We start from the raw sequence: 14,461 nt of genomic DNA, 5'->3' as shown, positions 1-14,461 counted from the left end.
GAACGGGGCGGTCAGACGGCGGCCAGGGTCGGCCGGACGCTGGGCCGGCAGTCCAGGACGTCGACGGGCTGCCCCATCGCGACGGCGATCCTGCGGTCGCCGCGGTACGGGTCCCGGCCGTGCGCGCAGAGCACGTTGTCGACCAGCATCACGTCGCCGGCCTGCCAGCGCTCGCGCACGGTCGCGGCGTGGTACGCCTCGTTGAGGGCGTCGACATCGGCGCGCCCGAGCGGTTCGGCGTCGCCGAACCCGGTGTTGAACGGCAGGCCGTCCGCGCCGAACTCGTCGATCATGGCCTCACGGATGTCCGGGTCGAGCGACCACTCGTTCCAGAACGCGAGGTGGTTGAACCAGACCTCTTCGCCGGTCGCCGGGTGGTGGATGGTGCCGGGGCGCAGCTGGCCGGTGCGCAGGTTGCCGTCGGGCCGCCACTCGCAGGTGATGCCGTTCTCCCGGCAGTAGGCCTCGACCTCGGCCCGGTCCTCGGTGGCGAAGGCGGTGCGCCAGCCGAGGGAGACGTAGTCCGAGTAGTTGCGGGTGAGCGTCCAGCCGGTGGTCCGCATCCGCTCGACCAGTCGGGCCGGCAGGTGGTCCAGCACCCGGCGGCAGTCGGCGGTCGGGGTGGCGCCGCCCTCCTCGGGGGCGATGAGGCAGGCGAAGAGCAGCCGGCCCGGGAAGGTGAGGGTGTAGCTGTTCTCGTTGTGCATCCGGATCGGCTGGGCCGGCGGGAGGTCGGTGGAGGAGAAGACGCCGTTGCCGTAGTCGCTGCGCGGGGTGGCCTTCTCGCGGTAGGGGGTGCGCTCGGGGATGAGGATGTCGCGCACGGCCGCGACGTCCTCGGTGCTCGCGACCGGCAGGCCGCGCAGGAAGATCGTGCCGTGGCGGTGCAGGGCGGCGGTGAGCTCGGTCTCGTTCTCTCGCAGCCACGCGCAGGCCTCGCCGAGGTCGGCGGTGCGCGGGGCGTGGGCGAGGGCCGGGCGGCCGGGGTTCAGTTCCCAGGTCGGCATGGTGGCGCTCACCGGCGGGCGAGGGAGGCGACCAGGCCGGCGGGCCTGATGTCGGTCCAGTTCGCCTCGATGTAGTCGAGGCAGCCCTGGCGGGTGTCCTCGCCGTGGACGGTGGTCCAGCCGCCGGGCACGTCGATCCAGACCGGCCACAGCGAGTGCTGGTTCTCGTCGTTGACCAGCACCAGGTAGCCGGCGTTGTCGTCCTCGAACGGGTTGCTCATGGTGTCCTCCTTGGGTTGATTCGAAGGTAGGGGCGGGCCGGGGGCGGGAAGGGCAGGAGTCCCGGCAGGAACGCGGCAGTTGGGCACCGCCGGTGGTCAGCGCGGGATGAGGCGGACCGGGAAGTGGTCCAGGCCGAAGTTGATGATCGAGCGGTTGTGGGTGACCGGGCCGGTCGGTTCGATCACGGCGACGCGCTCCAGCATCGCCGTGAACAGGGCGCCGAGTTCGGCCTTGGCCAGCGGTGCGCCGATGCAGTAGTGGGCGCCGAGGCCGAGGGCGAGGTGCTTGTTGGGGGCGCGGTCCAGCAGGATCTCCTCGGGCCGGTCGAAGGCCTCCGGGTCGCGGTTGGCGGACCACACCCAGACGGCGACCCGGTCGCCGCGCCGGATGGTGCGGCCGTCGAGTTCGGTGTCCCGGCTCGCGGTGCGCAGGGTGTGCAGCCCGACGGAGGTCCAGCGCAGGAGTTCGTCCAGCGCCGAGTCCATGCCGACCTCGCCCTGCTGCAACTTCCGCCACAGTTCGGGGTGTTGGACGAGGGTGTGGAGGCCCATGGCGGCGGTGTGGCGGACGGTCTGGACGCCGCCGACCACGATGTTGTCCAGGTTGAGGACGACGTCCTCGACCGGCAGCAGCTTGCCGCCGACCCGGTAGGTCGCCATCTTGCTGATCAGGTCGTCGCGCGGGTCGGTGCGGCGCAGCATCACCTGGTGCAGCAGGTACGGGATGAGCTGCTGGTGGCCGGCCCGGCGCTCCTCGGGGGTGTTGCCGAGGAAGGCGACGTCGCAGACCCGCTCGACCATCTCGCGGTCCTTCTCCGGGACGTCCAGGAGGTCGCACATGACGGACAGCGGGAGGGCGGAGACGGCGTCGACGAGGTCCACCTCGCCCCGTTCGACGGCCTGGTCGACGATCGAGGCGGCGAGTTCGCCGATGCCGCGGGCGGCGCCGCGCACCGGACCGGGGGCGAAGAACGGGTTGGCCGGGGCGCGGAGTTCGCGGTGCCGGGGCGGGTCGGTGAGGGCCATCATCCGGCCGGATCCGACCGGGACGTTGCCCTCGCCGGCGCCGAGCAGCGAGCCCTGCTCGGAGCTGTAGAGGGCGGCGTCGCGCAGCACCTCCGCGGAGTGGCGGTAGGAGAGCACCGACCAGACCGGCCCGTCGTCGACGGTGTCGGTGCGGTGGACGGCGGCCTCCCGGCGCAGCTCGGCGACCAGGCCGGGGGTGTCGGGGCGGGCCCACAGGTCCGGGTCGGTGAGGTCGACGGCGGTGGTGGTCAGCATGAGTACTCCGTCGTGGGCTGGGGGGCGGCGCCGGGCCGCGTGATGAGGGAGGTCAGCAGGTCGACCGGGCCGGGCCCGTCGACGGTGGCGAGCAGGTGGCCGCCGGGGACGACGTGGTGGCCGGATCGGCCGCGGGTGTGGGCGGCCCAGCCTTCGAGGCCGCCAGCGGCGAGGAGCGGGTCCTCGACGCCGACGACGGTGTGCAGGTCGGAGCCGATCGGCGGGTGCGGGCGGGGCCGGTAGGTGGCGACCACGGCCAGGTCGGTACGGATGCCGCGCAGCGCGTGTTCCTTCAGATCGGCTTCGCCCTCGACGAGTTCGCCCATGCCGGCGAGGCGGAGCAGGTCGTCGGCGTCGTACCGCGGGCGGTCCTGTCCGGCCCAGGCGGCCGGCGGCGAGGCGGAGGCGGCGACGACCAGTTCGGGTCGCCGCTCGGCGGGCAGTGCCCGGGCGACCTCGTAGCCGAGCAGGGCGCCGAAGCTCTGCCCGTAGAAGCCGAACCGCCCGGTCAGGTGCGGGGTGAGGGCCTCCACGACGGCGTCGACCAGCAGGTCGAAGCTCGCGGGCATCGGGTGGCCGAGGCGGCCGCCGCGCGCGGGCGGGCGCAGGGCCCAGACCTCGACGTCCGGGGCGAGGGCGCGGGCCAGGGGGGTGTAGGCGGTGGCGTCGCCGCCGGCGTGCGGGAAGCAGAACAGCCGGAACGGGCGGTGCGGTTGGGGTACGGGGACCAGCAGCCAGTCCCCCTCGGCGCGGGGTCGCACCCGCGTGGCGGTGGTCATGCGCCGCTCACCCGGGCGCGGGCGGTCAGGGCGGGCCGGGGGGCGGCGGTGCCGGCGTCGACGGCCCGCTCGACGGTGGCGGTGAAGGCGGCCAGGTCGGCCGAGTCGAGCAGGTGGCGCAGCTGGAGCTCGATGCCGAGCCGGCGGCGCAGCAGGTGGACGACGCGCAGCGCGGCGAGCGAGTGGCCGCCGAGCGAGAAGAAGTCGTCGGTGGGCGCGAGGCCGGCCACGCCGAGCACGGTGCTCCAGACCTCGGCGACCTGCGCCGCCAGGCCGGTGGCTTCCTCCGGCGCAGCCTCCGCGACGGCGGTGGGGACGGGGACGACGGCGGGGACGGGCAGCGCCGCCAGGTCGACCTTGCCGTTCGGGGTGAGCGGCATGGCGTCCAGCACGGTGATCACCGAGGGCACCAGGTGGGCGGGCAGGGTGGCCCGCAGCCGCTCGGTCAGCTCGGCGGCGGTCGGCCCGGCGGCGGCCGGCCCGCCGGTGACGTAGCCGGCGAGCCGGCGGTCGCCGGGAGCGGGCTCGTACACCGTGACGGCGGCGGCCTGGACGCCGTCCAGCCGGGCCAGGGCGTGCTCGATCTCGCCGAGCTCGATCCGGTAGCCGCGCAGCTTGACCTGGCGGTCCACCCGGCCGACGTACTCCAGCCGCCCGCCCTCGCCGCGTCGGGCCTGGTCGCCGGTGCGGTACATCCGGGTGCCGGGCTCGCCGAAGGGGTCGGCGACGAAGCGCTCGGCGGTCAGTGCGGGCCGGCCGACGTAGCCGTGGGCGAGCCCGGGCCCGGCCACGTACAGCTCGCCGACGACGCCGGCGGCGACCGGGGAGAGCTTCTCGTCCAGCAGGTGGAGGCGCACGCCGGGCAGCGGCTCGCCCAGGTGCGGCCCGGGGCCGGTGATCGGCGCGGTGACGGCGTCGACGGTGCACTCGGTGGGCCCGTACATGTTGAGGGCGTCGATGCCGGTGTCGGCCAGTTCCCGCCAGGTGCGCTCGGGGACGGGCTCGCCGCCCATGAACAGCCGCGGTACCCGGGCCCCGGTGAGCGGCTCGCGCAGCAGCTCCCAGTGCGAGGGGGTCAGGTCGAGGTCGGTGACGGCGTGCTCGGCGAGCAGGCCGGCCAGCCGGGCCGGGTCGGCGCGGTGCTCGTCGCCGATGACCAGGACGGTGTCGCCGCGGCAGATCCGGGCCCACTGCTGGACGGAGGCGTCGAAGGAGACGCTGGCGTTCCAGCCGACCACCCCGGGCTCGGCGCGGTAGGCGCCGTCGGCCTCCAGGGCCGCCACCAGCGCGGCAACGGCGCCGCGCGGCACCTCGACGCCCTTGGGGCGGCCGGTGGAGCCGGAGGTGTAGATGACGTAGGCCGGGTCGAGCGGGTGGGCCTGCTCCGGCAGGTCGGGCAGCTCCGGCAGGTCGGTCCGGTCGGCGGTGGCGTCCGGGCGCAGCACCGGCACGTCCTGGGCCGCCGGGAGGCCGTCGGCGCTGATCAGGGCCGCGAGCCCGGCGTCGGAGGCCATGAAGGCCAGCCGCTCGGCGGGGTAGGCCGGGTCGAGCGGAACGTAGGCGGCGCCGGCCCGCCAGACGGCGAGCAGGGCGACCGGCAGGTCGGCGGTGCGGGCGAGGTGGACGCCGACCCGGTCGCCGCGGCCGACGCCGCGGGCGCGCAGGGCGCGGGCCAGGGCGGCGGTGCGGCGGTCGAGTTCGGCGTAGTCCAGGCGGGCCGTTCCGGTCTGCCCGGCGGAGGCGGCGGGGGCGAGGACGGCGGTGCGCTCGGGGTGGGCGGCGACGGTGGCGCGCAGGCGCTCCAGCAGGTCGGTCATGACGGCTCCTCAGGACTTTCGGACGGCGGTGGCCATGGCGTGCAGGGCGGCCGTGTAGGTGTCGATGAACTGCTCGGCGGTGCGGTCGGTGACCAGGGAGCGCTGGTGGTCCACGGCGAGCAGCACCCGCTGCGTGACCGGGTCCTGGATCACCGAGGCACCGAAGGCGAAGCTGTTGGGTTCGTGGCGCAGGGTCGGCTCGGTGCCGATCCGGCCGTCCACGATGCGGGCCGAGCTGAGCCGGCCCAGGGCGTGGAAGCGCAGGTAGCCGAACTGGCTGTCCAGCGCGGTGTCGGTCATCAGCCGGGCGAGGCGGGCGAAGGGCACCCGGCGGTGCGGCATCATGTCGAGCTCCTCCCGGTGGACCTCGCGGGCCAGGGCGAGCAGGTCGTCGGTGGGCTCGCAGCTCAGCGGGACGGTGTTGAGGAACAGCCCGTACACCTCGGTGCCGCCGAGCCGTTCCAGCCGGCCGTTGACGGCCAGGCCGGTGGTGACGCGCGGTCGCCCGGTGACGGCGGCGAGGGCGTGCAGGTGGGCGGCGAGCGCGACCGACTTGACGGGCACGGCCAGTGCGTCGGCGACCAGCCGCAGCTGTTCGGGCGCCTCGGGCAGCACCCGCTCGACGGTGCGCGGCGCCTCGTGCACGTCCTCGCTGCCGGGGAACAGCTGGCCGCTGGCGCCGGACAGCCGCTCGCGCCAGTAGGCGAGCGACCGCTCGTCCTGGGCGGCCTGCCGTTCGACGGCCACGAAGTCGCGGAAGGCGGTGCGCGGCGGCGGGGTGGGGGCGCCGAGCGGGTCGGCGGCGAGGGCGGTGTGGCGTTCCAGGATCTCGGTGAGCAGGGAGGTGAAGCTCCAGCCGTCGAGGATCGCGTGGTGTTCGGAAACGGTGAGCTGGAAGGCGTCCTCGGCGAGGCGCTGCACGGTGATCCGGAACAGCGGCGGCGCGGTGAGGTCGAAGGGCGTCCACCGGTGGGTGTCGAACACCTCGCGGATCGCGGTGTCCTGGTCCTGTTCCCCGCGCAGGTCGGCGAACTCGACGGGTGCGGGCAGCCGGCCGTGGACGAGCTGCAGCGGTTCGCCGTAGCCGGACAGGTCGAGGCCGGTGCGCAGCACGGCGTGGCGGTCCATCGCCTCGGCGACGGAGCGGCGGAAGGCCGGTTCGTCGAGGTCGCCGCAGATCCGGTAGGAGTTGACGTTGTGGTAGCTGTCGGTGCCGCCGGCGATCTCCATGTGGAAGACCATGGAGAGCTGCATGGACACCATCGGGTAGGCGTCGACGAGGCCGGGCGGCAGGTCGGCGCGGTCCTCCGGGGTGATCAGGGCGAAGGGCTCGTGGGCCGGCGGGCCCTCCGTGACGGGCTGCGCGAGCGGCAGCAGGGCGGCGACGGTGGGGGCGTTGAAGACGTCCCGCAGGCTCACGCCCCAGCCGCGCTCGTGCAGCGCGCCGGCGAGCTGGACGGCCCGGATGGAGTCGCCGCCGAGGTGGAAGAAGTCGTCGTGGACGCCGATGCCGTCCACCCCGAGGACCTCCGTCCAGACGGCGGCGAAGGCCTCCTCCTCCGGGCTGCGCGGCTCGACGTGGCGGCCGCCGGTGGCCGTGCTGCGCTGGCCGGGGGCGGGCAGCGCGGCGCGGTCCACCTTGCCGTTGACGGTGAGCGGCAGCGACTCCAGCACGGTGAAGCTCGCCGGGACCATGTACGGGGGCAGCGAGCGGCCGAGGAAGGCGCGGACGTCGGCGGGCTCGCGCCCGGTGACGTACGCGGCGAGGCGGTCCTCGTGCACGGTGACGACGCAGGCGTCGACGTCCGGGTGGGCGGCGAGCGCGTTCTCGATCTCGCCGAGTTCGATCCGGAAGCCGCGCAGTTTGACCTGGAGGTCGGCGCGTCCGATGTACTCGAGCCCGCCGCCGGGCAGTCGCCGGGCGACGTCGCCGGTGCGGTAGAGCCGGGCCCCGGGCGGGCCGTACGGGTCGGCGACGAAGCGGCCGGCGGTGAGGCCGGGGCGGCCCCAGTAGCCGTGGGCGAGGCTGCCGCCGCCGATGTACAGCTCGCCGGCCGCGCCGGGCGGGCAGGGCCGCAGCCAGTCGTCCAGGACCTGCACGCTCAGGTGCGGCATCGGCGCGCCGATCAGGCTGCGTTCGAATCCGGCGCTGTCGGCCAGGTCGTGGGTGGTGACGTGGACGGTCGTCTCGGTGATGCCGTACAGGTTGCAGAGGCGGGCCGGGGGCGGCGGCTCGAGTCCGAACCAGCGCTGGACGACGGCCGGGTCCAGCGCCTCCCCGCCGAGCATGATCCACTTCAGCGCGGGCAGGGCACGCGGGCGGCGGCGCAGCACGGGCTCCAGCTGGCGCAGCGCCGAGGGGGTGAGGCAGAGGAAGGAGACCCGCTCCTCCTCCAGCAGCTGGGCGAACTCCTCCGGCGAGCGGCTGGTCACGTACGGGACGACGACCAGGCGGGCGCCGTGCAGCAGGGCGCCCCACATCTCCCAGACCGTCCAGTCGAAGGCGTAGCTGTGGAAGAGCGTCCAGGTCTCCTCCGGGCCGAAGCCGAAGTGCTCCGCGCCGTCCGCCATGAGCCGGCTGACGTGCTCGTGGGCGACCGCGACGCCCTTGGGGCGGCCGGTGGAGCCGGAGGTGAAGATGATGTAGGCGACGTCGCCGGGGCGGCCGGCGGCCGGCGGGCGGGTGTCCGGCCGGGCGGCCAGGTCCGCGGAAGCGGTCAGGTCGTAGGCCTGCCAGGGGCCTTCGGGCACCCGGTCCGGGCGGTCGGTGACCACCAGGGTGACGTCGGTGTCGCCGAAGACGAGCGCGGCGCGGTCGGCGGGGGCGGCCAGGTCGACGGGCACGTACGCGGCGCCGGTCTTGAGTACGCCGAGGACGGTGACCAGGACGTCGGCCGTGCGGTCCAGCAGCAGGCCGATCCGGTCGCCGGGGCCGGCCCCGCGGGCGCGCAGGGCGTGCGCGAGGCGGTTGGCCCGGCGGTCGAGCTCGGCGTAGCTCAGGGTGCGGTCGGGGTCGCTGACGGCGGGCCGGTCGGGGTGGGCGTCGACGGCCCGCTCGAACAGGTGGTGCAGGCAGTGGCCGGGAGTGTCGGTGGCCCGGACCGCCTCGGCGGTGCGGGTGGTCAGCCGCAGCACGGTGGCGTCGGGGTCGTCGAGGGCCGCGGTGAGCAGGGCGTCGAACTCGGCGGCCAGCCGGCGGACGGTCTCCGGATCGAACAGCTCGCTGCGGTACTCGGCCTCGCCGCGCAGTTCGCCGCCGGTGCCGCCGCCGGTGCCGCTCTCGCCGCTGTCGAAGACGGACCAGGTGAGGTCGAACTTGCTGGTGCCGTTGGAGCGCACCCGGCTCTCGGCGGTGGCCGGGCCGAGCGCGAGCGGGGTGCGGTCCTCGGTGTGGGCGCCGAACACCACCTGGACCAGCGGCGGGTGCTGCGCGGTGCGGGCGGCACCGAGGTGGTCGACCAGCTGGTCGAAGGGCACGTCGAGGTAGCCGTAGGCGTCGAAGGCGACGTCCTGGACGTGCTCCAGCAGGTCCCGGAAGCTCAGCGCGGGCGCGAGCCGCAGCCGCAGCGGCAGCAGGTTGACGAAGTAGCCGAGCAGGTGCTCCAGTTCGGGGCGGTCGCGGGTGGTGACCGGGGTGCCGATCACCAGGTCGTCGGCGCCGGTCCAGCGGTTCAGCAGCAGCGCGAAAGCGGCCAGTTGGACGGTGAACGGGGTGACGCCCTCACTCTCGGCCAGGGCGCGGACCCGGGCCGCCGTCCCGGGCGCGAGGCCGAACTCCTCGGTCCGTCCGGCGGCGCCGCGCTCGGCGGGCCGGGGCCGGTCGGTGGGCAGCTCCAGCAGGCCGGGCGCGCCGTTCAACTGCTCTTTCCAGTAGGTCAGGTGCTCCTCGTAGGAGGTGCCGAGCTCCTCCTGTGCGTAGTCGGCGTACTGCGCGGTCAGCTCCGGCAGGACGGCCTCGCGGCCCTCCAGCGCCGCGCCGTACAGCTCGGCGAGCTCGCGACCGAAGACCTCGGCGGACCAGCCGTCCCAGACGATGTGGTGGACGGTGAACAGCACCGTGGTGCGCTCGTCCGCGAGCCGGAAGGCCTCGGCCCGCAGCAGCGGGCCCGCGGCCAGGTCGAAGGGCTCGGCGCAGCGGGCGGCGAGCAGTTCCTCGAGGCGCCCGGCCTGTCCGGGGCTCTCGGCCTGCCCGGGTTCGGCCTGCCCGGGGCCGGCCTGCGGGCGCAGGTCGGTCACCGCGAGCGGCACCCGCAGGTCGTGGTGCACCTGCTGGCGGGGGCCGTCGGGGTGCAGCGCGAAGGTGGTGCGCAGCGTCTCGTGCCGGGCCACCAAGGCGTCCAGCGCGCGCCGGAGCAGCGCGAGGTCGAGCGGGCCGGTGACGTCGACGGTCCAGGGGGTGCAGTAGGTGACGGCCTGCGGGTCGAGGTGGTCGAGGAACCAGAGGCCGCGCTGCAGCCCCGAGACGGGCGCGGTGCGCGCCGGGCGGTCGGACGGGCTCACGGCCTCGTTCCCTTCGTGTGCGGTACGGTCCGTCATCGGGCGGCCAGCCGTTCGGCGATGGCGCTCACGGTCCTGGCTCGGAAGACCAGTTGCGGGGGGACGCGGGTGCCGGTCTCCCGGGACAGCCGCATCGCGACCCGGACGGCGGCCAGCGAGTTGCCGCCGATCCGGAAGAAGTTGTCCTCGCGGCCGACCTCGGCGAGTTCGAGCACCTCGCGCATCGCCTCGGCGACCAGCCGTTCGGCCTCGGTCAGCGGGTCGGCGGCGGCGGCCCGGCGCCCGGCGGGGGCGGGCAGCGCCTTCCGGTCCGCCTTGCCGTTGTGGTTGAGCGGCAGGGCGTCCAGGACGTCGAGGGTGGCGGGCACCATGTGCTCGGGCAGCAGGGCGGCCAGGTGGTCGAGCAGGGCGTCCGGGGCGGGGGCGTCGGCGCCGACGGTGACGTAGGCGGCGAGCCGGCGGTCGCCCGGGGCGGGCTCGTGCACGGTGACGACGGCCTCCTGGACGGCCGGGTGGCGGGTGAGCGCGTCCTCGATCTCGCCGGGCTCGACCCGGAAGCCGCGGATCTTGATCTGGTCGTCGATCCGGCCGGTGACCTCCAGCAGGCCCTCGGCGTTGACGTAGCCGAGGTCGCCGGTGCGGTAGAGGCGCTCGCCGGGGGCGCCGAACGGGGAGGCGACGAAGCGTTCGGCGGTCAGGCCGGGCCGGCCGAGGTAGCCGTGGGCGAGGCCGCCGCCGGAGGCGTACAGCTCCCCCGTGACGCCGGGCTCGACGGGGCGCAGCAGCTCGTCCAGGACGTGGATGCCCTTGCCGCGCAGCGCGACGCCGATCGGCACGGAGCCGCCGGTGACGTCGGCGGGGGTGACCTCGTGGCAGGTGGTCAGGCCGAGGCTCTCGACCGGGCCGTAGCCGTTGGCGACCACCAGGCCCGGGTGGTTCTCCAGGGCCTTGGCCACGTGGGTGACCGAGGCCCGCTCGCCGGCGGTGAAGGCGAGCCCCAGGCCGTCGTAGGTCTCCGGGAACTCCTCCAGCAGGAAGTTGAACAGGCTCGCGGAGAGCTGGAGGCGGGTGACGCCGTGGCGGCGGGTCAGCTCGGCGATGGTCTGCGGGTCCGGCCGCTGGCCGGGCTGCAGGACGCAGGCCGCGCCGAAGCACAGGGCGCCGTACAGTTCCAGCGCGAAGGCGTCCCAGGAGACCGGCGAGCACTGCAGCCAGACCTCCTCCGGGCCGAAGCGGGCGTAGTCCTGGCCGAGGTAGGTGGTGGTGAGCGCCCGGTGCGGGACGGCCACGCCCTTGGGGCGGCCGGTGGAGCCGGAGGTGAACATCACGCAGGCGAGGTCGGCGCCGTCGACCGGCAGGCCGAGGTCGTGCGCCGGGTGGCGGGCGAGTTCGGCGGCCGAGGCGTCCAGGTCCACCTGACTGCGGACGGCGAACGGCACGGTGGCGTGCCGGTGGGTGATCACCGTGGCGGCGCCGGTGTCGGCGACCGCGCCGGCCAGCCGCTCGGCCGGGAAGTCCGGGTCGAGCAGGGTGTAGGCGGCGCCGGTCTTGAGTGCCGCCAGCAGTGCGGTGACCAGGTCGGGCCCGCGGTCGGCCAGCACGGCGACGGTGTCGCCGCGGCCGATGCCCAGGCCCGCCAGGTGGCGGGCGAGCCGGTTCGCGGCGGCGTTCAACTCGCCGTACCCGACGGTCCGTTCGCCGGAGATCAGGACGGTGGCCCACGGGGTGCGGGCGGCCTGCGCCTCGAACAGGGCGTGCACCGGCACCTCGACGGCGGCGGCCAGGGTGCCCAGCCACTCCTCGCACAGGCCGGCCATCGTGGCGGCGCCGAAGAGGTCGCTGTCGTACTCGAAGCGGCCGGTGAAGCCGGTGCCGCGGTCGTCCACCGAGACGGAGAGGTCGAAGCGGGAGACCGGGTTGGAGTGAAGTGCGCGGGTGACCTCGTGGCCGCCGACCGTGAACGGCCGGCTGTCCAGCGGGTGCAGCTCCAGCAGGACCTGGCAGAGCGGGTTGCGGTCCTCGGGGCGTTCGTCGAGCACGGCGTTCGCGATGTCGTCGAAGGGCACCTCCTGGTGCCGGTAACCGCCGATCGACACCTCGCGCACGTGCCGGACCAGCTCGCGGAAGGACACGCCCTCCTCCAGCCTCAGCCGCAGCGGCAGCAGGTTGACGAAGTAGCCGATCAGACCGTCGAGTTCGGCCCGGCCGCGGACGTTCACCGGCGAGCCGAGGACCAGGTCGCGCTGCCCGGAGCGGCGGTGCAGCGTGAGCGCCAGTCCGGCGAGCAGCACCATGAACGGGGTGGCGTCCTCGCTGCGGGCGAGCGCCCGGACGGCCTCGCCCACCGGGGCCGGCATCGCGAACCGGTGGAAGGCGCCGCGGAAGGCCTGCTCCTCGGGCCGGGGGTGCTCCGGCGCCAGCGCCGGGGCGGTCGGCGCGTCACGCAACTGCTCGCGCCAGTAGTCGAGTTGGCGATCAGCGGTGTCGTCCTGGTACTGCCAGGCGGCGTAGTCGGCGTACTGGACGGCGAGTTCCGGCAGCTCGGCCGGGCGGCCCTCGGCCAACGCGGCGTACAGCTCCTGAAGTTCGGCCTCCAGTACGGCCAGCGAGCCCTCGTCCCAGACGATGTGGTGGAGGAGCAGCAGCAGGGTGGTCGCCCCGCCGGCCCGGAAGACCCGCGCCCGCACCAGGGGCCCGGCCGCCAGGTCGAAGGGCTCCAGCGCGGCCTCGGCGACCAGGTCGTCCACCCGGTCGGCGGTGGTCTCGGTGAGCGTGAACGGCAGCTCCACGGCCGGGTGGACGACCTGGCGCGGTCCGTCCTCGGCGAGCTCGAAGGTCGTCCGCAGGCTCTCGTGCCGCTCGACCACCCCCGCCAGTGCCCGCCGCAGCAGCTCGGGGTCGACCGGCCCGGTGAAGCGGAACACCCAGGGCACGACATAGGTCGGCGCGTCCGGGTTCCACTGGTCGAGGAACCAGAGGCCGCGCTGGAACTTGGACAGCGGGGCCTCGACGGCACCCGACCTCGTCAGCTCCGGACGCTCGCCACCCGCCGAGGAGGTCACCGCGGCGGCGAACTCGGCCAGCGTCGGCGCGTCGAAGATGGTGTACGGCGAGATCATGCCGAAGACGTCGAAGACCCGGCCCACCACGCGTACGGCGGTCAGCGAATCGCCGCCCAGGTGGAAGAAGTTGTCGTCGGCCCCGACCTCCGGCACCCCGAGCACGTCCGACCACACCGCCGCGATCAGCTGCTCGGCGGGGGTGCGCGGCGGGCGGCCGGCCGGCTTGCCCTCCGGCGCGGCCTGCGGCTCGGGCAGCGCCCCGCGGTCCACCTTGCCGCCGGCGGTCAGCGGGAACGCCTCCAGGGCGGTGAGCGTCGCCGGGACCATGTGCTCCGGCAGCCGCTCGGCCAGCCAGGCCCGGGCCTCGGCGTACCGCGGCGCGGCGCCGGTCACGTACCCGGCCAGCCGGCCCTCGTACGCCACCACGACGCAGCCGGTGACGCCGGGATACCCGGACAGCACCTGCTCGATCTCGCCGGGCTCGACCCGGAAGCCGCGGATCTTCACCTGGTGGTCGCCGCGTCCGAGGAACTCCAGCGGTCCGTCCTCGGCCGCCCGGCGCACCACGTCGCCGGTGCGGTACATCCGTGCGCCCGGGGTTCCGTCCGGGTCCGCGGACCGGTCCGCGAACGGGTCCGCGACGAAGCGGTCCGCGGTGAGGCCGGGACGGCCCAGGTAGCCGGACGCCAACAGCGGGCCGCCGACGTACAGTTCGCCCGACTCGCCGGGCGCCACCGGCCGCAGCCGCTCGTCCAGGACGTAGAGCCGCCGGGCGCCGAGCGCGGTGCCGATCGGCACCCGGGCCGCCGGCTGCTCCTGCTCGCCGGAGATCCGGTGGGTGGTGGCGGTGACGACGGTCTCGGTCGGCCCGTACGCGTTCAGCAAAGGCACCCCGGTCGCCGCCCACCAGGCGGCGGCGGTGGCGGGCTCCAGCTTGTCGCTGCCCGAGATCATCAGCCGCAGGGTGCGCGGCACCCGGCCGCCCAGGGCCGCCACCACGTCCTGGAAGTAGCCGGCGGCCAGGTTGGCGACCGTGACGCCCTCGGCGTCCAGCAGGTCCAACAGCTCGGCCGGGGAGAGTAGTTGCTGCTCGGGGAGGACCAGGCAGGCCCCGGCGGACAGGGCGCCGAGCACCTGCTCCACCGCCACGTCCACGGTCGGGCGGGCGAACTGCAGCACCACGTCCCGCTCGGTGAGGCCGAAGGCCTCCACCACGGCGTCCAGGTGGCCGGTGAGCGCGGCCGGCGGAACGTGCACGCCCTTGGGGCGGCCGGTGGTGCCGGAGGTGTAGATGACGTAGCCGGCGCCGGCGCCCGTCTCGCCGGTGAGCTCGGTCAGCTCCGTGAGTTCCTCGCCGGCGAGGGCGAGGGAGGCCCCGGCGTCCTCGGCGATCCAGCGGTTGCGCTCCTCGGGGGCGGTCCGGTCCAGCGGCAGGTAGGTGGCGTCGGCCCGCAGGACCGCCAGCAACGCGACCACGTGGTCCAGCCGGTCGCGGCCGGTGACGGCGACCGTCCGCCCGGGGGCGAGCCTTGCCGCGAGGGCGGCGGTCAAGCCGTCCAGCTCCCGGTAGCTGACGGTCCGGCCACCGGTCCGGACGGCCGGCCGCTCCGGGAAGCGGTGGACGGCGGAGGCGAACGGCGCGAATGCGGACGACGGGAATTCGGGCGTCTCGAATTCGGACGTCGCTAGTGCGGACGTCGTGGATTCGGGCATCGTGGATTCGGTGGGGAAACCGCGCGAGGACATCATCCAACCCCAGATCGTGAGAGAAATCGGCGACGAGAGCGACGATAGGGG

7 protein-coding genes are annotated in these 14,461 nt (G+C 74.9%); all 7 read right to left on the bottom strand.

The window, feature by feature from the left end:
- Window positions 1-11: 11 nt before the first annotated feature.
- Entirely contained in the window at window positions 12-1,007 is a 996-nt protein-coding gene (locus tag ACZ52R_RS15925; protein WP_465663370.1) for a TauD/TfdA family dioxygenase, read from the bottom strand.
- Window positions 1,008-1,015: 8 nt separating this feature from the next.
- Window positions 1,016-1,228 (bottom strand): MbtH family protein, encoded by a 213-nt coding sequence (locus tag ACZ52R_RS15920; RefSeq protein WP_465621388.1) that lies wholly within the window; start codon window positions 1,226-1,228, stop codon window positions 1,016-1,018.
- Window positions 1,229-1,324: 96 nt separating this feature from the next.
- Window positions 1,325-2,509 carry a cytochrome P450 gene (locus tag ACZ52R_RS15915; protein ID WP_465621387.1) on the bottom strand — a complete coding sequence of 395 codons (1,185 nt, stop codon included), beginning with the start codon at window positions 2,507-2,509 and terminating at the stop codon, window positions 1,325-1,327.
- Window positions 2,503-3,288 carry a thioesterase II family protein gene (locus ACZ52R_RS15910; RefSeq protein ID WP_465621385.1) on the bottom strand — a complete coding sequence of 262 codons (786 nt, stop codon included), beginning with the start codon at window positions 3,286-3,288 and terminating at the stop codon, window positions 2,503-2,505. The genes ACZ52R_RS15915 and ACZ52R_RS15910 overlap by 7 nt, the downstream gene beginning before the upstream one ends.
- A complete protein-coding gene (locus ACZ52R_RS15905; RefSeq protein WP_465753606.1) occupies window positions 3,285-5,105 on the bottom strand; it encodes a non-ribosomal peptide synthetase in 1,821 nt (606 codons plus the stop codon). Before ACZ52R_RS15905 ends, ACZ52R_RS15910 begins: the two co-directional genes overlap by 4 nt.
- A gap of 9 nt (window positions 5,106-5,114) precedes the next feature.
- On the bottom strand, window positions 5,115-9,605 hold the full coding sequence (locus ACZ52R_RS15900) for an amino acid adenylation domain-containing protein (RefSeq protein WP_465753605.1): 4,491 nt from the start codon (window positions 9,603-9,605) through the stop codon (window positions 5,115-5,117).
- A 32-nt stretch (window positions 9,606-9,637) separates the two neighbouring features.
- On the bottom strand, window positions 9,638-14,377 hold the full coding sequence (locus ACZ52R_RS15895; protein ID WP_465753604.1) for an amino acid adenylation domain-containing protein: 4,740 nt from the start codon (window positions 14,375-14,377) through the stop codon (window positions 9,638-9,640).
- Window positions 14,378-14,461 lie beyond the last annotated feature (84 nt).

The sequence above is a fragment of the Kitasatospora sp. NPDC034023 genome, from assembly GCF_055575795.1.
The sequence above is the reverse complement of the archived record's forward strand: the minus strand, read 5'-3'. Positions and strand labels throughout refer to the sequence as shown.